Source organism: Marinomonas spartinae (assembly GCF_900089775.1).
GTDB classification, from domain to species: domain Bacteria; phylum Pseudomonadota; class Gammaproteobacteria; order Pseudomonadales; family Marinomonadaceae; genus Marinomonas; species Marinomonas spartinae.
Genome location: NZ_FLOB01000004.1, coordinates 377,879 through 398,603, shown reverse-complemented (window position 1 = coordinate 398,603; position 20,725 = coordinate 377,879). Strand labels below are relative to the sequence as shown.

21 protein-coding genes are annotated in these 20,725 nt (G+C 43.8%); 8 read left to right on the top strand and 13 right to left on the bottom strand.

Features of this window, described 5'->3' with window-relative positions; all coding sequences use genetic code 11:
* Positions 1-51: 51 nt before the first annotated feature.
* From rpmI to thrS, 3 genes are all read right to left on the bottom strand, one after another.
* Complete coding sequence (gene rpmI, locus MSP8886_RS21925) at positions 52-246, bottom strand: 50S ribosomal protein L35 (RefSeq protein ID WP_067343164.1); 195 nt, start codon at positions 244-246, stop codon at positions 52-54.
* 94 nt (positions 247-340) lie between these two features.
* Positions 341-874 carry a translation initiation factor IF-3 gene (gene infC, locus MSP8886_RS11720; RefSeq protein ID WP_067016596.1) on the bottom strand — a complete coding sequence of 178 codons (534 nt, stop codon included), beginning with the start codon at positions 872-874 and terminating at the stop codon, positions 341-343.
* Between the two features lie 26 nt (positions 875-900).
* Complete coding sequence (gene thrS / locus MSP8886_RS11715) at positions 901-2,820, bottom strand: threonine--tRNA ligase (protein WP_067016594.1); 1,920 nt, start codon at positions 2,818-2,820, stop codon at positions 901-903.
* 246 nt (positions 2,821-3,066) lie between these two features.
* Between thrS and MSP8886_RS11710 the strand changes: the two genes are divergently transcribed.
* Both MSP8886_RS11710 and MSP8886_RS11705 read left to right on the top strand, forming a co-directional pair.
* Positions 3,067-3,693 carry an O-methyltransferase gene (locus MSP8886_RS11710; RefSeq protein WP_067016592.1) on the top strand — a complete coding sequence of 209 codons (627 nt, stop codon included), beginning with the start codon at positions 3,067-3,069 and terminating at the stop codon, positions 3,691-3,693.
* 96 nt (positions 3,694-3,789) lie between these two features.
* Complete coding sequence (locus tag MSP8886_RS11705) at positions 3,790-4,512, top strand: GIY-YIG nuclease family protein (RefSeq protein WP_067016590.1); 723 nt, start codon at positions 3,790-3,792, stop codon at positions 4,510-4,512.
* 122 nt (positions 4,513-4,634) lie between these two features.
* On the opposite strand, the gene MSP8886_RS11700 is transcribed toward MSP8886_RS11705, so the two are convergent.
* The 4 genes from MSP8886_RS11700 to MSP8886_RS11685 form a co-directional block, all read right to left on the bottom strand.
* Positions 4,635-5,978: a class II 3-deoxy-7-phosphoheptulonate synthase gene (locus MSP8886_RS11700; protein ID WP_067016589.1), complete on the bottom strand. Its 1,344-nt coding sequence runs from the start codon at positions 5,976-5,978 to the stop codon at positions 4,635-4,637.
* A gap of 104 nt (positions 5,979-6,082) precedes the next feature.
* Positions 6,083-6,694, bottom strand: a complete 612-nt coding sequence (locus MSP8886_RS11695; protein WP_067016587.1) for a helix-turn-helix domain-containing protein — start codon at positions 6,692-6,694, stop codon at positions 6,083-6,085.
* A 136-nt stretch (positions 6,695-6,830) separates the two neighbouring features.
* Positions 6,831-7,265, bottom strand: a complete 435-nt coding sequence (locus MSP8886_RS11690) for a protein tyrosine phosphatase family protein (RefSeq protein WP_067016585.1) — start codon at positions 7,263-7,265, stop codon at positions 6,831-6,833.
* Between the two features lie 25 nt (positions 7,266-7,290).
* Positions 7,291-7,569, bottom strand: coding sequence for a peptidylprolyl isomerase (locus tag MSP8886_RS11685; protein WP_067016583.1), 279 nt, complete (start codon positions 7,567-7,569; stop codon positions 7,291-7,293).
* Between the two features lie 98 nt (positions 7,570-7,667).
* Here MSP8886_RS11685 and MSP8886_RS11680 point away from each other — a divergent pair, with 98 nt between their 5' ends.
* Entirely contained in the window at positions 7,668-8,465 is a 798-nt protein-coding gene (locus tag MSP8886_RS11680; protein WP_067016582.1) for a response regulator transcription factor, read from the top strand.
* Between the two features lie 103 nt (positions 8,466-8,568).
* Here MSP8886_RS11680 and MSP8886_RS11675 read toward each other — a convergent pair whose 3' ends face one another.
* A complete protein-coding gene (locus MSP8886_RS11675; protein ID WP_067016580.1) occupies positions 8,569-9,810 on the bottom strand; it encodes a GGDEF domain-containing response regulator in 1,242 nt (413 codons plus the stop codon).
* Positions 9,811-9,976: 166 nt separating this feature from the next.
* Here MSP8886_RS11675 and MSP8886_RS21920 point away from each other — a divergent pair, with 166 nt between their 5' ends.
* Positions 9,977-10,261 (top strand): YkgJ family cysteine cluster protein, encoded by a 285-nt coding sequence (locus MSP8886_RS21920; RefSeq protein WP_083200922.1) that lies wholly within the window; start codon positions 9,977-9,979, stop codon positions 10,259-10,261.
* The gene (locus MSP8886_RS11670) at positions 10,258-11,931 is read left to right on the top strand and encodes a L,D-transpeptidase family protein (protein WP_067016578.1); all 1,674 of its coding nucleotides are present in this window, start codon (positions 10,258-10,260) and stop codon (positions 11,929-11,931) included. Before MSP8886_RS21920 ends, MSP8886_RS11670 begins: the two co-directional genes overlap by 4 nt.
* A 112-nt stretch (positions 11,932-12,043) precedes the next feature.
* Here the strand turns inward: MSP8886_RS11670 and rlmM are convergent, their stop codons facing one another.
* From rlmM to puuE, 5 genes are all read right to left on the bottom strand, one after another.
* Entirely contained in the window at positions 12,044-13,096 is a 1,053-nt protein-coding gene (gene rlmM / locus MSP8886_RS11665; RefSeq protein ID WP_067016575.1) for a 23S rRNA (cytidine(2498)-2'-O)-methyltransferase RlmM, read from the bottom strand.
* 49 nt (positions 13,097-13,145) lie between these two features.
* Positions 13,146-13,817, bottom strand: coding sequence for a TIGR01621 family pseudouridine synthase (locus MSP8886_RS11660; protein WP_217491345.1), 672 nt, complete (start codon positions 13,815-13,817; stop codon positions 13,146-13,148).
* 99 nt (positions 13,818-13,916) lie between these two features.
* On the bottom strand, positions 13,917-14,657 hold the full coding sequence (locus tag MSP8886_RS11655) for a GGDEF domain-containing protein (RefSeq protein WP_175365302.1): 741 nt from the start codon (positions 14,655-14,657) through the stop codon (positions 13,917-13,919).
* Positions 14,658-15,193: 536 nt separating this feature from the next.
* Entirely contained in the window at positions 15,194-15,760 is a 567-nt protein-coding gene (gene uraD, locus MSP8886_RS11650) for a 2-oxo-4-hydroxy-4-carboxy-5-ureidoimidazoline decarboxylase (protein ID WP_245659092.1), read from the bottom strand.
* A 37-nt stretch (positions 15,761-15,797) separates the two neighbouring features.
* Positions 15,798-16,709: an allantoinase PuuE gene (gene puuE, locus MSP8886_RS11645; RefSeq protein WP_067016568.1), complete on the bottom strand. Its 912-nt coding sequence runs from the start codon at positions 16,707-16,709 to the stop codon at positions 15,798-15,800.
* 331 nt (positions 16,710-17,040) lie between these two features.
* Here puuE and MSP8886_RS11640 point away from each other — a divergent pair, with 331 nt between their 5' ends.
* The 3 genes from MSP8886_RS11640 to MSP8886_RS11630 are packed head-to-tail and all read left to right on the top strand — an operon-like array spanning position 17,041 to position 20,621.
* Entirely contained in the window at positions 17,041-18,615 is a 1,575-nt protein-coding gene (locus MSP8886_RS11640; protein WP_245659091.1) for an ABC transporter ATP-binding protein, read from the top strand.
* Positions 18,612-19,679, top strand: a complete 1,068-nt coding sequence (locus MSP8886_RS11635) for an ABC transporter permease (RefSeq protein WP_067016566.1) — start codon at positions 18,612-18,614, stop codon at positions 19,677-19,679. The genes MSP8886_RS11640 and MSP8886_RS11635 overlap by 4 nt, the downstream gene beginning before the upstream one ends.
* 9 nt (positions 19,680-19,688) lie before the next feature.
* Entirely contained in the window at positions 19,689-20,621 is a 933-nt protein-coding gene (locus tag MSP8886_RS11630; protein WP_067016564.1) for an ABC transporter permease, read from the top strand.
* Positions 20,622-20,725 lie beyond the last annotated feature (104 nt).

Here is a 20,725-nt window from a genome sequence, read left to right as displayed (position 1 = left end):
AATATAAACCCTTTACTAGTGAAATGAATGAACTAAAAAATAAATCTAAACTTAGATGTAAGGCAACATGCGTACAATTAACGCTTTGTCGCTCTGCGCGATCTGGTTCATAGAACGAAGATGACGCTTACGCTTAGTCGATTTCTTAGTCAAAATGTGACTAGTATGAGACTGTTTATGTTTAAAACCATTCGCAGTACGTTTGAAGCGCTTAGACGCGCCACTGTGTGACTTAATTTTGGACATGATAAAACCACTCTCGCATTCGTTAATGTTAATGTAATTTCTTAATAATATTGTCTTTTAAAAACCTAAGCTTTTCTTAGAATATTATTTAAAATTACTTCTTCTTTTTGGGGCCTAGCACCATCGTCAATTGACGACCTTCCATTTTCGCGGCTTGTTCTACTACACCATATTCCTCTAAGTCTTGAGCGACTCGATTCATAAGCTGCATGCCAAGCTCTTGATGGGCCATTTCACGACCGCGGTATCGTAGTGACACCTTAGCCTTATCCCCGCCTTCAAGGAAACGTATCAGGTTGCGGAGTTTTACCTGATAATCCCCTTCCTCCGTCCCTGGACGGAATTTCATTTCTTTAACTTGGATCTGCTTAGCATTTTTCTTTTGAGCAGCTTTCGCTTTTTTTGCCTCAAAAATATGCTTACCGTAGTCCATGATTTTGCAAACAATTGGATCTGAATCAGCAATTTGCACTAGATCTAAAGAAGCGTCCTGCGCTGCTTTTAGTGCCTCGTCTAGCGAGACAACGCCAACTTGTTCGCCATCGGCTGCGATTAAACGCACTTCGTTAGCTCGGATGTTTTCGTTGATTAAAGGACGCTGCTTACTGGCACTACGTCCACGATTCATATTACCTTTTATAGCTATATCTCCATTTATTGTTTACGGCTACGGCGAGCAACTTCGTTTTGAAGCAATACTTCAAAATCGGAAACACTCATTACCCCAAGATCTTCGCCGGTACGAGTACGAACAGCAACTTGCTGTTGTTCTACTTCTTTATCCCCAACGACAATCAAATAAGGTACGCGTTGAATTGTGTGCTCGCGGATTTTAAACCCGATCTTCTCGTTTCTCAAGTCAAGTTTTGATCTAAAGCCGTTTGAATTTAATCTTTTTTCCAAATCAGAGCAGTAATCTGCCTGACGATCTGTGATATTCATGATAACAACTTGTTCAGGCGCTAGCCAGAGGGGAAACGCACCTTCACTCTCTTCAATTAAAATACCGATAAAACGTTCCAAGGAACCAACGATGGCTCGATGCAACATTACAGGTGTTTGACGAGAGCCATCTTCAGCCACATATTGCGCCCCAAGACGAGTCGGCATAGAGAAATCTACCTGAATAGTACCACATTGCCAAATACGACCAATGGCGTCTTTCAAGGAAAACTCTATTTTAGGACCGTAAAACGCCCCTTCACCAGGCAACTCTTCCCAGTCCAAATGAGCAGAATTCAATGCATCGGCTAATGCTTTTTCTGCCTTATCCCACACTTCATCCGACCCGACACGCTGTTCAGGACGAGTAGACAAGCGATAAATAATATTATCAAAGCCAAAATCCGCATACACTTCATGCAGCAACTCGATAAACTCAGACACTTCTTGCTGAATCTGACCTTCTGTCACAAAGATATGGCCATCATCTTGGACAAAATTACGCACCCGCATAATGCCATGCAACGCACCAGACGGCTCATTACGGTGGCAAGAACCAAACTCCGCCATACGAAACGGCAAGTCTCGATAGCTCTTAAGACCCTGATTGTATACTTGAATATGGCAAGGACAATTCATGGGCTTAACGGCATAGTCTCGATTTTCTGAATGGGTAGTAAACATGTTTTCATGGTACTTACCCCAGTGGCCAGACTTCTCCCATAAAACGCGATCAACGATTTGTGGGGTTTTCACCTCTTGATAGCCATTCTCACGCTGCTTATTACGCATGTATTGCTCAACAGCTTGATACAAGTTCCAACCTTTAGGATGCCAGAACACCATACCTGGCGCTTCTTCTTGGACATGAAACAAATCCAGCTTCTTGCCTAACTTGCGATGATCACGTTTTTCCGCTTCTTCAATACGTGTTAGATACGCTTTTAGCTCTTTCTTGTCACTCCAAGCAGTACCGTAAATCCGCTGTAGCATTTCATTATCGGAATCGCCACGCCAGTACGCGCCAGCCAATTTCATCAATTTAAAATGACGTAAGACACGAGTATTTGGCACATGAGGGCCACGACACATATCCACATATTCTTCATGATGATACAAACCAACACGCTCAACAGAATCATCCATATCATCAATCAAAGCGACCTTATAGGTTTCACCACGGTCCACAAAAAGTTGACGGGCCTCTGCAATAGGGGTCATATGCTTAACGACATCGTAATCGTTTTTTACCAATTCACCCATGCGTTTTTCAATCGCCGCTAGATCTTCTGGTGTAAACGGACGCTCGTAAGCGATGTCATAATAGAAACCATCGCTAATCACAGGCCCAATAGCCATTTGCGCCGTTGGATACAATTGTTTAACTGCGTGACCAACAAGGTGGGCAAAAGAATGACGAATGATTTCCACACCTTCAGGGTCTCGGCCCGTAATGATGCTCAATTCAGCGTCATCAGAAATCAGTTCACAAGCATCAACTAGCACACCATTAATGCGACCAGCCACCGTTGCCTTCGCAAGACCTGGGCCGATATCTTCAGCCACTTGCATGACAGTAACTGGATTAGAAAAAGTACGTTGGCTGCCATCTGGCAGAGTAATTACAGGCATTTTATTCCCCTATCGGAGTCAGTGGTGCTCCATACCAAAGAGCACATGTCAATTTCAGGCCGTTAAACTACCATTTTTCGCCTCATCTTGCGAATCCTTATTTGGCAGAAAAAAAGACAAACAAACCAATGAAAAAGGAATCATAGAAAATCAAGGTATTTTTCTTCCCTTTTGCCATAGACATTCTTGAGAGGCAGAGTAAAATTGGCATCCGTTTCGCAACACACTTAATATCTGAAAGGCCTTATGGATCTTAATATTCTTGACAACTACTGCATTGAGACAACTCAATCAGAACCGGACCTATTAATTGAGTTGGTTGAGAAAACCTACTCAGATATGGGTTACCCAAACAAGTTGTCAGGCAAAATTATTGGTCGTACTTTGAAACTTCTTAGTACGATCAAACAGCCTAAGCGCGCACTAGAGATCGGTATGTTTACTGGTTACTCTGCTTTATCCATCGCCGAAGGTATGCCCGAAGATGGTGAACTAATCTGTTGTGAAACCAACCCAAGAGCAATCGAGTTTGCTCAGTCCTTTTTTAATCGTAGCCCTAACGGTCACAAGATCACACCGATTTTTGGCCCCGCTTTGGATACGATTCAAGACCTTGAGGGCTCCTTCGATTTCGTCTTTATCGATGCTGATAAACGCAACTACTTGAACTACTATGAAGCAGTGCTTCCTTTAGTTGTTTCTGGCGGACTCATCATTATTGACAATTCTATTTGGCAAGGGCGCGTTCTTGACCCAAAAGAAAGCAGCGATGTTGCGGTCAATGATCTTAATCGCCTGATTGCGCACGATAAACGAGTCGAAAATGTCCACCTCAACGTCCGCGACGGTCTGAACCTCGTCGTAAAACGTTAATTCCTATTTTTTTAGAAACTTGGCTCGCTTGAGAATTTCAAAAGCGAGTCGAGTTTATATGCTATTTAAAAGACATTAAGTTAAGAGGCAGCGATTTTGGTCGTTTTTAAAATCACAAATACTATTACTGGTAAACATTATATAGGCACCTCATTCAATAGCGGCTTCCAACGCTTTGAGCAATATGTTGAGGCTGCCAACGAAGGGTTAGACTTTCCTCTATATGATGACATTCGAGAGCACGATCTTAGTGCGTTCTCTGTCGAAGAATTGTTCGAAACCGATGACAAAGAAGAGCTTTACGAACTTGAGAAAGACTACGTCTCGATTTACAACGGTGAAAGCCTTCGTGGTTACAAAATAGGCCAAACAACCACCAAAGCCGCCACACTGAGCTTTGGTAAAAAAGCGTTGTTTGACTCTAATGGCGTTTCAACTGCAGAACAGCCTAAAAAAACCAGAAAGGCCGCAACAAAAAAGTCAGTTGAGCTCCCCATCAAAAAAGAGGTAGAGCCAAAACCGACGACTCATTCCTTTTTTGGCGAGCTCATTGGTGAAGATCGTTTAGACTCTCCTGCATCGGCCGCAAAAGCAGCAGACCCAAAAAAACCATCAGACGTCTCTAAAGTGGAACGCCCTAAAAGCAAAGCCAGCATTCAACGCATGCTACGCGAAGCGGAAAAGGCAGCCAAAAAAGAACGTGAAGATAAGCTAAAAGCACAACAACAAGCTGAAGCGGAAGAAATGGCACTGATTATGGCAAAAATTGACATCACATCAAAATCTGCCATGTCGGCTTTTCGCCGACGTAAAGGGTAGCACTACGGGATAGCCCCCCCCCCTAACCAGCCCTATAAATAAAAAATCCCAATCAAGGTTGCTTGATTGGGATTTTTTTGGAAAGAGATAAAGCCTGCATCAATAAGCAAGCTTGCCGACAATTACGCCCGTGCTTTTTTCAAGGTTTCAGAAATCATAAAGGCCAACTCAAGAGACTGATCCGCATTCAAACGTGGATCACAATGGGTATGGTAACGATCACCAAGGTCGGATTCTGACACCTGAAACGCCCCGCCCACACACTCTGTCACATTCTGCCCCGTCATTTCGAAATGCACACCGCCAGCATAGCTACCTTCTGCTTTATGCACTTGGAAGAACTGCTGCACTTCACGCAACACATGATCCACGTGACGAGTCTTGTAGCCAGAGCTGGCTTTAACCGTATTGCCATGCATGGGATCACTGCTCCAGACAACCTGCTTACCTTCACGCTGAATCGCCTGAATTAGCTTAGGCATGCCCTCTTCAACTTTATCAGCCCCCATACGGACAATAATATTCAAACGTCCCGCTTCATTTTTAGGGTTCAAAGTATCACATAAACGCAACAAATCTTCAGGGTCCATTGTTGGACCAGCTTTTACTCCAATTGGGTTTTGTACACCCCGCAAAAACTCCACATGAGCGCCGTCCAGCTGGCGAGTACGATCCCCAATCCACAACATGTGAGCAGAACAATCGTACCAGTCACCAGACAAACTATCTTGGCGCGTCAAAGCTTGCTCATACGGCAACAGTAACGCCTCATGGGAGGTATAAAACTCGGTTTCATGTAGTTGACTCACATTACCGATACCACACGCCTCCATAAACTGCAGAGCATCGTCAATTTTATCGGCAATACCTTGGTATTTTTCACCTGCTGGACTGGCTTGTAAAAAGTCATTATTCCATTTGTGCACCTGATGAAGATCTGCATAGCCACCCTGAGCAAAAGCTCGCAGCAGGTTCATTGTCGAGGCACTTTGGTTATACACTTTGATCAGGCGCTCTGGATCGGGGATTCGAGCAGACGAATCGAACTCAATGCCGTTGATAATGTCACCACGATAACTGGGTAATTCGACCCCATTAATGGTTTCCGTGCCAGCGGATCGAGGTTTCGCAAACTGGCCTGCCATGCGCCCCACTTTAACCACCGGACACTTACCTGCGTAAGTCAACACCACAGCCATTTGCAGCATGACTTTAAAAGTGTCGCGAATGTTATTAGCATGAAACTCTGCAAAGCTTTCCGCGCAATCCCCACCTTGCAACAAAAAAGACTCGCCTTTAGCCACTTTGGATAAGGCTTGTTTCAACTGTCGAGCTTCACCAGCAAACACTAACGGTGGCATTTTTTCTAGTGTCTTTTCAACTTGCACCAAATGCTCCGCATTTGGGTAAACAGGCTGCTGCAGGGCCGTCTTCGTCCTCCAACTCTCTAAATTCCAGTTACTCATATCGTTTTGACCTTATTCTATTTAAATTCACTCTTTTTCTATGACTGCTTATACAGGCAAAAAAACCAACATGCCCTTTTCTTTAAAATCGATTGTCTTTTTTCTTAACGAGCGACAACCCAAAGGATTAATGCATCTTTACTAGAAGTAGAGACAACCACATGACCCATAGTGGCATCATAATACACACTGTCCCCTTCTTTTAATTCAATTGGCTCATAGAACTCAGAGAAAAAATTAATTTTCCCTTCCAACACTAACAAGAACTCTTCCCCATCATGACGCACCCACTCTTTAAATTCAGCGAAGGAGCGTGCCCGCACTGTCGTCTTAAACGGCACCATTTTTTTACGACTAATGGAGTAATTCAATAGCTCATGCTCATAGGTCGCCGTTGGGTGTGGCTCCCCTCGACCCTTACGAGTGATATCACGGCGACCAGCAATAGAATGCTCACTTGCTTCAACAAACAGCTGAGGCAAATCCATTCCCAGCCCCTGAATTAACTTCTGCACAATTGTGAAACTTGGCGATACCTGATCATTCTCAATTTTCGATAATGTTGATCGGGCAATCCCTGTTCGTTTGCTGACTTCCTCAAGCGTCCACCCCTTTGTCAGTCGAATCTCTTTTACTCGTTTACCCAGCTCTAAAGGCTCAACGAATCGATCGGGGTCTGACGCGGTAGCCGTTTCTAAAGATGGTCGACTTACCATAATTCACCTATCACGTTGATGTACTGAAAGTTTACTAAAAGACACCACGTTAACCTATCCAATATTTGCACCATCATGCTTATGCATTAAAAAACCTGCTTTCGCAGGTTTTTGTGACAACGCCATTCACTATGCTTTACGCATTATGAGTAACCAGCGGCTGCATTGCCACCTCGCAACGAGCCAGATCAAAACCTTTGACAGACACATAATCCACCAACGTCTGATAATCCTGACCCTGAGCATTATTCACCAACACCCACATAGCAGAAGAGCGAGTACCGGTACGACAAAATGCAAAAGTCTTTTTACTCTCTTCAAGGGAGGCTTGCTGTTGAGACACTTGCTTCTGCCCTAAGACACTCAAGTTAACAGGATTGTAAACATACTCTAAACCATGCTCCCGCGCCGCCATCTCTAGATCGGCTGAGACAGGCTGGTCATCAGACTCACCATCAGGGCGATTATTAATCACCCGCTCAAAACCCATGGCTTTTATCTCAGCAAAATCCTCAACCAAAGCCTGAGGACCAACAAAATACATCTCATCTAATGCAATTGGATCATTCATAACGCCTCCTTCACACACTTTTCAATTAGGATCGATACAACACTTTAATCAAATGATAACCGAATTGCGTCTTAACCGGACCTTGAATTTTCAATAACGGACCAGAAAATGCCGCTTTATCAAACGCAGGCACCATATCCCCTTTGTGGAACTCGCCCAAGTCCCCCCCTTTTTTACCCGATGGGCAAGTGGAATACTGTTTGGCTAACTTATGAAAATCCTCGCCCTTATCGAGCCTCACTTTAATCGATTCTGCTTCCGCTTTTGTTTTTACTAAAATATGACAGGCACTGGCTATTGCCATAATACTCTCCACCAAATAACCATGACTAAATACCTCATTTTAACCTAATTGATGTGCTAGGATTGTATAAGATAACTAAAAAATAGGGTAACTCAACGATGATAGGCTTCACCGCAATAAAAGACCTTTCGCTACTCCTTGTCGAACCGTCTGATACACAAAAGAAAATTATAGGCAAAGCCCTGAAAGATGCCGGAGTAAAGCAAATTGATTACACCAACAACATTAAAGAAACACTGGAAAGTCTCGCCAACTTTCCACCAGACTTAATCATCTCTTCCATGTATTTGCCCGATGGTACAGCCGATGACCTAATCGATACCATTCGCAATAACCCAGAGACTGAAAACCAGTGCTTCATGCTCGTCTCAAGTGAAAAAAATCGCGACCACTTAGAACACCTTAGACAATCCGGCGTCCTTGCCATCCTTCCCAAACCCTTCTCAACTCGAGACTTACAACGGGCAATTTACTCAGCAGTAGACTTGATTGTCGAAGAAGAAATTGATTTAGAACTGTTCGACCCAAGAACACTACGTGTCCTTGTAGTAGATGACAGCAAAATGGCTCGCAAGCATGTTAGCCGCACACTCAACACCATGGGTATAGAGCAAATCCAATTAGCAGAGAATGGTCGACAAGCCATTGAAAAACTCAACACAGAAGAATTTGATTTGATTGTCACGGACTACAATATGCCAGAAATGGATGGCAAAGAATTAACCGATGCCGTCCGTCAAAACCCTGCCATTGCACACATCCCCATTCTTATGGTCAGTTCCAACTCTGAGGACAGCCAACTCTCCAACATTGCTCAAGAAGGCGTCGACGCCATTTGCGGCAAGCCATTCGAACCTGGCACAGTAAGACAACTACTTGCCCAAATACTAAACTAGCCTATTCTTTGCCATCATTTACAAGACAAAATTCGCTTACAAGTGTTTTGAAAAACTTGTAAGCGTTAAAAAACCACCAAACAATTATGAAACAAATTAAAAACTAATCTAGTTCTATTCTATCTCGTCCATTATTCTTGGCCTCATACAGCTTTTTATCCGCAACCCTAACTGCATCATCAAGGCTATCCTGTTTTTGGTGACACACACCAATACTACACGTCACTTTTATCTTCGCCCCAGTAAATTCCTTTGTACGCAGAGACGCTTGAAAATCAACTAACTTTTGCTCAAAAACATCATCGCTTTCATTTGATACCACACAAAACTCTTCTCCACCAAAGCGACATGTTAATGATTCAGGAAAAGCAAGACTGATCTCTTTGCCAACCAACTCCAACAATGAATCGCCAATCATATGCCCATATGTGTCATTAACGAATTTGAAATGATCTATATCGATCATCGCAAATCCCCCCCCATCTCCATGGGAAAGCGCTTGCTGATAAAAAGACTCACCTTCATCGAAAAGGTAACGACGATTTTTCAACTTAGTCAGCACATCAATATTAGCCAAATCCCGAATGGTTTCGAGCATTTCTTGCGATTCCAAGTTATGAGTAATACGGCAATGAAACTCTTCGTGATAAAACGGCTTTTTCAAAAAGTCATTCGCCCCAGCCTTGATAAATTTTGCAGACAGAGCACTGTTATGACCTGTTGATAATCCAATCACCACCAGATCTTTAAAGCGGTTATTATGGCGTAGCATACGCACCAGATCGTAACCATTAATTAGAGGCATATTATGATCAGTAATAAATAGACGAATCTCAGGATCTTCTTCTAATTTTGCCAGTGCTTGCTGACCATCTTCCGCTTCAACCACATTAAAACGATATTGCTCTAGTAAGGTTTTTACAAACAGGCGACTGGTGTGGGAATCATCCGCGACTAATGCTTTAATATGTTGGTTTTTTCTTAAGCGCTCGATCACTTTCATAACATGATCGAAAGAATAACGACTGTCTTTCGTTATGTAGTCCAATACGCCTTTATTTAACAATTCTAAACGAAGGTCATCATTAAAATTTCCCGTCAGCACAATACAAGAAACACCGGACTCCAATACCAAGTCCACTACTTCTCCATTAGTAGCATCAGGCAGATTCAAATCCACTATGGCAGCAAAAAACTCATCTCCATTTTGAGACGCTAAAGTTGCTTCTGCTTCCTTGTAACAAGAACAGACAATTGGCACATAAACCGTTAGCTGGCTCAACAAATGCTTTAACACATTTTGTACAACCGGACTGTCTTCAACCACTAATATTTTATATACCATGAATAAAACGATACCTTATAAAATCACATGCTTATTTAGATTATCCTCTATGACCAACGGCTTCGATACACTAAAATAACTATGAAATATGAAAATCTACAAAAAATTGGTCAAATGCATCTTTAATGCTGCCCATCTTATTTATTAAAGAAGGTAATTTGCTTTTATGCAATGTCGTCCTCATTGTGGTGCTTGTTGTATAGCACCTTCCATCTCTTCCCCTATTCCTGGAATGCCCAATGGGAAAGCCGCAGGGGAAAGATGTATACACTTACTTGAAGATTTCCGTTGCGGGATCTTTAATAGCCCTAGTAGGCCGGCAGTTTGTCAGGATTTTACCGCTGAAGAAATGATTTGTGGTCACTCAAGAGAAGAAGCCTTACTCATCATCTCAGACTTAGAAAACGCTACGTTATCAACGGACGAAACAAAAATTAGGAGCAATCAATGACCAATGCGTTAACAAGACTCGTGACCCTAGTCTTTTTTACAGCCCTTTTAAGTGCCTGTGCCAGCCAAAAAACAGGTCAAGGATTGGTAGCCAAGCCGCCTAGCGAGTCACAAATAGAAAGCAGTGTAAAAGACCAAGTCGCCTTAATGTTACACGCCTTTACCCCTGTAGCCGGACAAGCCATTCCGAACAATACGGTTCTAGATGTGTATAAACATCGTGGCTATAGCCCTATGTGGATCAAAGACAAGCAGATCAACTTGTCTATCTACAAACTGGTCGACATTCTGGAAAAAGCCAATACCCATGGCCTCAACCCGATCCACTATCATGTGGGTATCATTAAACATTACCTTTCTCTCAAAAATCCAACGCCTCAACAATTGGCAGAAATGGATGTCATCACCACCATCGCCTTGGCAAGTTACGCTCACGATTTGAGTAATGGACGCTACGAGCCACAGCTTATTGACCCGAATTGGCAACTGGATGCACCCAGCAATGATTGGAAAACACTGCTACAAATGGCTTCCGTCAACGACATGGTCAATTCATTACATTTGCTTGCCCCAAGAAGCCCACAATATCAAATTTTACAGAAATGGCTGGTCTACTATCAGGAGTTATCTAAAAAAGAGAAAGATATTTTTGTCACCCCAGGCAAACCGCTCGCCATTGGCGATCAAGGCCCACGCGTTGCACAGTTACGCGCTCGCCTTGTACAACTGGGTGATATTCGCTTTTCCACTCGAAAAGTAGATGAAGATCGTTTTGACAAGCAACTCAAGCAAGCATTAGAACGTTTTCAGAATCGTCACCACCTTATTGCCGATGGAGCAGCCGGTCCAAACACCATTAAAACTCTCAATGTCCCACTGAAGCGTCGTGCAGAACAGATTGCCTACAACCTAGAAAGATGGCGCTGGCTTCCAAGCCAACTGGAAGCCAATCGTATATGGGTCGATTTAACCAATTATTCTGTTGATATGTATTTAAATGGCAATCACACCACCATGAAAGCCATTATTGGTACACCAGATAGGAAAACCCCCGTTTTTAAAGCCATCATGACTTATATGGTGGTAAACCCAACATGGCGGGTACCGGATCGTATCGCACGTGAAAATTTGCTACCCAAGCTACAAGCCGATCCGAACTACCTCAGCAAGCATGGCTATAAAGTGTTTGCCAATTGGGGAATTGGTGCCAAACAACTAGATCCGACACAAATCAATTGGAGAGCCATTTCACAAGAGAACCTAGCGTTTCGCTTCGAGCAAACACCAGACAAAAACAACGCGCTTGGCTCTTACAAATTCATGTTTCCTAATAGAAATGAAATCTATCTACACGACACCCCAACTAAACGCTTATTTAGAGCGAGAAACCGTGCTTTTAGCTCAGGCTGCATCCGCCTTGAAAGACCCGCTCTTTTCGCAAAAAGCTTGATGACCGATGGCAAAGACCTCAGAGAGCTAGCCGCCGCAATGAAAAGCAAGAAAACCAAAGTGCTTACCCTGCCTCATTATATTCCAGTGTATTTGGTTTATTTTACAGTGGTAGCCAATGCTAACGGCATGCCAGAGTTTCGTAATGACATTTACGGCCGAGACAAGTTGATGGAAGAAGCCATGGGTTACAAAGCCTTCAGCCCACACGACTCCATCTAGCATCATAGCTAATGAAAAGCCCCACTATGATCCATAGTGGGGCTTTTCATATTTATGCAGCGCTTAGCTTAGATCACCTCATCAAACAAGATTCAGACAGCATTTAATCGGCTTAGCTCGCGATAATGCATAACGTCACTTCTTCTCTATCATGATAAAGATGCTTTATTTGGTATTGAAAGCCAACCCCCGCCTTATGAAGCCTTTCTTCAATAAGCTCAATGCACAACATCACTTCTTGATAACGTTTTTTCATAGGCAGCTTCAAATTAAAGATCGCGCGACGCGTCCAACGCTTAGCAAACCAATCCGCCATCAATTCAGCCACTTTAATCGGACGCTCCACCATGTCACATACTAGCCAATCAACAGTATAGGGCGGCTCATACTTAAACCCATCCGCTTTTTCATGCTGGACCAAACCGCTCGACATGAGCGCTTTTTGCATTGGCCCATTATCGACGGCAAACACATGAATGCCTCTTTTAACAAACTGGTAAGTCCAACCACCAGGCGCAGCACCTAAATCCACAGCGGTCATACCTTCCGTTAAATCCTTTGCCAGCTTTTTCTCTGGCACAAACTGCAGAAAGGCTTCTTCTAACTTAAGCGTAGATCGACTCGGCCCAGCAGCAGGAAAGCGCAGGCGACGAATACCCATGGGAAACTCGCTACGACATGCGGCATAGGACACGCCTAAATACGCAGACTCACCATCCAGTAAAAACACATGATGACGCACACCAATAGCCTTGTTTCGTAATACGCCAGACTTTTTCCAGCCTTGTCTTAACGGCTTATCTAATTTTTTAATCAACCCAGACAAGGCTTTGGCATCATTCGTGTCCGCTGTTTCTATCCATACTTCTTCAGCAAGGGGCAACTGACGCGCAGCACTTAACAAAGACTCCACCCGCGAGCCAGATTCAAAATGAATCAATTCATTGACTGCAATAATTTGACGAGCAAAAATCAAACGATTAAAAACCCATTGCTCAATCAAGGTTTCCGCAGGCTCAGAATGATCAAAGTGATACACAACAAAACCGGAGTCCGGCACCACTTTCGCGTAACCATAAAACCCTTTTTCCGATGATATTTGTGCCAATTCCGCCGCACAATCTTTCTCAAAACCAGGTCGGCAATATGCCAAAATATTTTTCATTCATTATCCCGTTCTAAGTCACCTTCATAACAAACAAGGCGCCTAGATTTCATTTGCCAGAAGGCCATTTTAAAAACTTCTCAGCGAAGTGTGCACGAACAAAATCACAGAACTTTGCATTAAAGTGCTCACCGTTTGACGGCATAACACTATAACTTCTCAGTTCTCCTGCCCATTCAAATGACACAGAGTAAGCATGTAGATAGCCACGATCTGCCGGCGTTCCACTATAACGATCATCACCAAAAATAGGCGAACCAAGGCTTTTTAAGGCCACACGAATTTGGTGCGTTTTGCCTGTTAGTGGTCGCACAATGAAGGCTCGAAAACCATCGAAAGAAGTAGAAAAGAATTGCGTCACCGCCAAATTGTCATTTTCTGTGGTTAAACGCCACTGCCCTCGGCGGCTGGGTACCATACCGCCTTTCACCGCCCCTTGTTTCTTTTTAGGCTTACGGTCCGACAAAGCTATGTAACGTTTTTCTATCTGATGCAACTCAAACAATTCGCCAAACTTTGCCGCTGCCTCTTTGTTCAGTGCTACCAGCAAAATCCCAGACGTCATTTTATCAAGGCGATGAACTGGATAAAACGTCATACTGGGATAATCTTGCTTTAATGCTTCCATCACCCCGCGCTCATTAGATTCAGCGTGGAAACTCATACCAACAGGTTTATTTAACACCCAAAAATCATCACAACGAAAAATAACGTTAAGCAAAGCAACCTCATACATAAGGATATAAAAAAGGCATATAAATAATAGTGCCTCTCTCAAGTTATCAGAGAAAGGTCACAACACATAAAACACCAAGGAAAACTAACGAAACACCTTATTACGGCCCGCTTTCTTCGCCTTGTATAACGCTTTGTCAGCCAGAGCCAGCACATCTTCAAAAATTGCTGTCTCTTTAGACATAGACGCGACACCAATACTCACCGTAACAGGAATACGAATACCGTGACTCGACACAATATTCAGAGACTCAATCGATGCCCTTAAAAGTTCCATTTTCGACATGGCCTCTGAACCATCCGTATTAGGCATAATAATAACAAATTCTTCACCACCATAACGGCCTATTTTATCGTGTTTTCGCAAGCAAATGGACATCGCCTCTGCCCCTTTTTGCAACACTAGATCACCCGCTTCATGGCCATAAGAGTCATTAACTCTCTTAAAATGATCAAAATCGATAATAGCAAATGAGCACGCACTAGAGGATTCTAGCGCCTCATTAAAAATGGCCAATGCTTCATTTAAGACCTTACGACGATTCGGTAATCCCGTTAGTACGTCTCTCTCAGCCAGCTCCCTTAGTTTCATATTGACACGAAACAAACGCCCAACCAATGCTTGAACAGCCAACCCAAATGCCAACAACGAATAAACAAAGACTAGAATGACCGAAACTACCTGTTCGGATTTATCCAACAAAAGACCACTACGAGGGGCATATAGCTCACACAAGACAAACGCTAAAAATGAACTAACGATGGTGCTGGCTTGCCAAGCTCGCTCATTTCTTTGAAAACTCAAAAAAGAGTAGGACGAAAACATGACTAAAAGCCATTGCAAGCCACTTCCGGAACCTAATAAAAAAAAACAAGAAAAAACGATTTGAACAATAACTAAAAAAGGAGTAGCAATCCTCACCCATCTAAGCCATTTGCTTCGATTAACAAAGAAAAACCAAATAGAAAAGACAAAACTAATAAAATAGGAAAAACATGCGAATAAATCTGGCCGTCCTAGTGAAAAAAACAGCATTAACGATAAGTCCACCAGCATCACTAGCATTAGGACTAAATTAACAGTGTATTTATCACCAAAATCAACATCTGTTTCCAGTTCCCCTTGATTCAGTAGCCTTTCAAGCAAATTATATGAGCACAATACCGCTATATTCCTAAGACAAGACAACGACAGTTCAGCCCCTGACTCAGGGATAACAATCAACTGGAAACTTTGTATAAAATAAAGGCGCTACTCTACCATTTTCTAGCTGTAAAGTGTATAAAAATTCATATACAACAAGGAGTCAAATCCCCCAAGATTGGCACAGTCACGCTGTATCGACACTTGAGGGAACCGTTCTATTTCTCAGCTAAACGAAAACGCGCAATTTGATGAACCTGTCGCATGGCCATTTTAAACTCTTCTTGTGGAGAATGATCAACCCTTTGCTCAAAAGCCGACAAAATAGCCTCTTTGGTCGCACCTTTTACCGCCATGATAAAAGGAAAGCCGAAACGCGATTTGTAACGATCATTATAATCGGTAAAACGCATAAGCTCTTCGGGTGAACATTGATCTAACCCCGCCCCCGCTTGCTCATTACTAGAGTCTTGCGTCACTTCTCCAGCCAATGCCGCCTTACCCGCCAAATCTGGGTGAGCCCGTAATAAAGCCAGTTTTGTATCATTCGTACTTTGTTCAACTACATCAAACAACAAACGCGCTAAATGCTCTTTCTGATCATAATCAGTCAGACTGTTTTTATGATCCATTGCTTGCCATGCCTGTTCAGCAACCCAAGCAGAGTGCTCATACACTGAACCAAACACTGAGATAAAGGTCTCTTTCGTCATGGCACTTGGCTTAGCATCAAACATGCCCTCCAACACTTGAAATCCCATAGAAACGGACAGCTGGTCTGTCATGTTTTTCTCCATATAACTCATCATTTTGTATAATCAATTAAGCGGTTGCCTGATAAGGAAAATGCTCATGCCAGTGTTTGGCAATATCGATGCGTCGTGCACACCAAACATCATCAAATTGACTCACATAGCTGAGGAAGCGTCTTAACCCTGCGATGCGAGCAGGACGACCGATCAGACGACAATGCAGTCCAATAGACAACATTTTTGGTTGCGTTTTACCCTCTTCGTATAAGGTATCAAACGCGTCTTTTAAGTATTGGAAAAAATGCTCGCCTGTATTGAAGCCTTGCATCGCCGCAAAACGCATATCATTGGTATCAAGGGTATAAGGTACCATTAATTGAGGCTTCCCCCCTTCCAAGCGCCAGAACGGTAAATCATCACTATAGTCGTCTGCGTTGTATAGAAATCCTCCTTCCTCCGCGACCAAACGACGAGTATTGGGTCCTGTTCGTCCTGTGTACCAGCCTAAAGGACGCTGCCCTGTCAGTTTGGTAATAACATCAATGGCTTTTTTCATATCAGCACGCTCGGTTTCTTCATCTACATACTGATAGTCAATCCATCGATAACCATGACTACAAACTTCGTGCCCTTCTTCAACAAAGACCTTAGCTATCTCTGGATGACGCTCAAGAGCCATACCAACAGCAAAGATGGTCAACGGAATCCCCATCTCTTTAAACAATGCCAAAACACGCCAAACTCCAGCACGACTACCATATTCATACAGGGACTCCATACTCATATGACGAACACCTTCTCTGGCATCCGTCCCGATCATCTCGGATAAAAACGCCTCTGAGGCCTTATCACCATGCAGAATGCAATTCTCACCACCTTCTTCATAGTTCAAGACAAACTGCAACGCCACCTTAGCATTCTTAGGCCAATTCGGATGAACCGGTTTTCCTGCATAGCCGACCAAATCACGATCATAAGACATTACTTCACCTCATAAAAAAACAATTCCATGGCAACTTCGTCATAAACACTAGATTGCCACACAACAAATAAAAAAATTGGCACAGATATTGATTAAAAGAAACAAACATTTCATATAAACAAAATGAGCCAAGTGAACCAATCAGTCAACTATTTTTATAAGCCCAAAAAAGGGCAAGCAAAAAAACAAGGCACAAAAAAAGTGCGGTTTTTTTAGTTAAACGCGCTAATAAGAGACATGAATTGGCATAGCTTATGCGGTATGCAGTTTATATACCGAGTCACTCTATTGTTAATAACACGGCCAGACCTTTTTAAGATGGGAAATTTTTGTGAATAACACCAAAACCGCACAGCATATTTCACCTAGACTGGAACTGATCAATATCAGCAAGCAGTATCCTGGCTGTCTCGCCAATGACAATATTAGCCTGAGCCTCATGCCTGGAGAAATTCATGCCCTATTGGGAGAAAATGGTGCTGGAAAAAGCACTCTAGTCAAAACCATTTATGGAGTCGTCGCGCCAGACACAGGCCAACTTATCTGGGATGGTAAAGAGATAGAGATAAAATCACCCTCCACGGCGAGAGAGCTTGGGATAGGCATGGTCTTTCAGCACTTTTCTCTGTTCGAAACGCTAACGGTCAGCCAAAATATCGAACTCTGTTTGAGCAAACCTCAACTGGCCTCTATTGGCAATCTTGCTGAGAAGATCCGTCAATTATCCCAAGAGTATGGTTTGAATATTGACCCCCATCGTTACGTACACTCACTCTCAATTGGAGAACGACAACGGGTAGAAATAATGCGTTGTTTAGTCCAATCGGTAAAACTCTTGATTCTGGACGAACCGACCTCCGTATTAACCCCTCAAGAAGTGTCTGGTCTTTTTAGCGTACTACGCACGCTCGCCAAAGAGGGGTGCAGTATTCTATTCATTAGTCACAAACTGCATGAAGTCACCGAAATTTGTGAAAAAGCCACCATTTTACGGGGTGGCAAAGTCATCAATACTTGCTCACCCGCAGACGAAACCTCCCATTCCATTGCTAAAATGATGGTGGGCGATTTAGCAGAACAAGACGCTGGTTACTCCAAAAAAGAGGGGACGGAGGTACGCTTTCAGATTCATGATCTTTCCCTTAGCACACAACACCCCTTTGGCACCTCACTAAAACACATCAATCTTGAGCTAAAAGCAGGCGAAATTCTCGGTATTGCAGGTGTTGCCGGTAATGGACAAGACGAGTTAATGGCCATTATTAGCGGTGAAGACAGCCGTCCCGTCAATGCTCATCTAACCATGAAAAACCAACCAATTGGCAATTTAAAAACCGCTACACGACGACAGTTTGGGATGGCTTATGTCCCCGAAGAACGCTTGGGCCGAGGCGCGGTTCCCGATATGAGCTTAACGGAAAATACCCTCCTTACCCACAGTCAAGGCTTTATCAAATACGGCCTAGTCCAATGGAAGCAACTAAAAGACTATGCCAAACAACTGATCAGTGATTACAGCGTCAAATGCCACGGCGAATTTTCTGAAGCAAAAAGCTTAAGTGGCGGAAACTTGCAAAAATTCATTATGGGACGCGAAATCGGTCAACGACCTGATGTATTGATTTGCGCCCATCCGACATGGGGAGTAGATGTCGGTGCAGCATTAGCGATTCACCAAGCTTTATTAGAACTACGCGACCAAGGGGCTGCCATTTTATTGATATCAGAAGACATTGATGAACTATTCTTACTAGCAGACCGAATGGCAGCCGTATGCGATGGTTATTTGTCTCCTATTGTCCGTACTCAAGACACCAACATAGACCAAATTGGCCAATGGATGGCAGGGACCTTTATTAATAATCAACAGCATGATGCTGACATGTTACAGGAGACCACAGCATGATGCGTATTCAAGCGCGAACGCAACCTAGCCAATTAATGACATTCGTCTCGCCCCTGCTGGCGATTGCTCTCACCCTTATTTTTGGCTGTATTCTCTTTTCAGCGCTCGACAAAAACCCGATTGAGGCGTTGCATGTATTACTCATTACCCCCTTGTCTGATGGCTATAATGTGGGAGAAATGCTGGTAAAAATGTGCCCCCTGCTACTTTGTGCCGTGGGCTTATCACTGTGTTATCGGGCCAATATGTGGAATATTGGTGCGGAAGGCCAATTACTTGCTGGAGCATTAGGGGGTTCGGCGGTCGCACTAGCCTTTGGCGATTCTACCAGCGCCTTAGCCTTACCTTTAACCCTTTTGGCCGGCGTTGCCTCGGGTGTTGCCTGGTCTGCCGTTCCCACCTATTTAAAACTACGCTTCAACTCGAACCTTATTCTCACCACTATTATGTTTAACTACATTGCCTTTTATCTACTGGTGTGGGCAGTCAATGGGCCACTACGAGACCCTGATGGCTACGGTTTTCCTGAATCTGCTATGTTTTCGGATCAAACCATGCTGCCGATTCTCGTTGCGGGAACTCGAATTCATTTAGGCATTTTGTTGTCTCTACTGTCTGCTGTTGTGGCTTGGTTTATCTTGTCTAAAACCCACTTAGGCTTTCAAGTGCGCGTCTTTGGCTCTGACGAACCAGCGGCGACCTACGCAGGCTTTAGCAGCAAAAAGCTCAGTTGGTTTGTTATGCTCCTTGCTGGTGCACTAGCAGGCCTAGCAGGCGTATGTGAAGTGACGGGGCCCATAGGCCAATTGGTGCCTAACGTCTCCCCTGGATATGGCTACTCCGCCATCATCGTCGCCTATCTGGGTCGCTTACACCCTCTGGGTGCGATTATTGCGGCCATCTTTTTGGCCGTACTCTATATGGGTGGTGATCTGGCACAGATTCAAATGAATATTCCCACTGCGGTGATCGGTATGTTTCAAGGCGTTTTGCTTTTCTTCTTACTGGCGTGCGATTTCTTTATTCGCAACCGCCTTGTTTTCACTCATCAAGCCACGGCTTAGGAGCCTATTTTGGACGCAGATTTCATAGCACAAATCTTATTCTCCGCAATAAAAACAGGCACTCCCTTGTTATTTATTGCTCTTGGCGAAGTCATATGTGAAAAGTCTGGGGTACTGAACTTAGGCCAGGAAGGGATGATGCTCATGGGAGCCGTCGTTGGCTTTTTGGCAGCCTACTCAACGGGCAACATGGCATTTGGCGTGCTTGCGGCAATGGCTATGGGGTGTGTCATGAGCCTTATCTTTGGTGTTTTAGTGTTGCACCTTGGCGCCAACCAAGTGGCCACGGGGCTCGCACTAACCATCTTTGGCACGGGATTAAGCGCCTTTGTCGGATCGGATTTTGTCGGCAAAACCATTCAAGGCTTTAATCCCATCCCTATTCCGTACCTATCCTCCATTCCGTACCTTGGCAAAATTCTCTTCGAGCACGATCTGTTGGTCTACCTTTCTTTCATCATGACCGTGCTCATTATGTATGTTACTAACAAAACCCGCTTGGGACTAACACTCAAAGCCGTCGGTGAAAACCCCAATGCCGCCAATGCCATTGGCATCAAGGTACTTCGGGTCCGCTATTTGGCCATTATGTTTGGTGGTGCCATGACGGGGATCGCTGGGGCTTATATGTCCTTAGTCTATACCCCTATGTGGGCGGAAAACATGACAGCTGGCCGTGGCTGGATTGCCCTTGCGCTGGTGGTCTTTGCTTCTTGGCGGGTTGGACGCATTATGCTGGGGGCCTATTTGTTTGGCTTGGCCAGCATTATGCACTTGGTTCTTCAAGGATTCGGCTGGACCATTTCGACCAACTTATTAGCCATGTTGCCTTATGTGGCAACGGTATTTGTCATGGTCATCATCAGTGCGGATAAATTTAAAGAAAAACTGTTGGCGCCTCGATCACTCGGAAAACCGTTTGATCCAAGACATATGGCCTAACCATGACGCCAATTTGAGCCATAAAAGGCCACATACCAATAATAATAGAATAAAGCGTTCCATTAACAACGACAAAACCGCCGAAGGGCACAAGGAGTTTCATC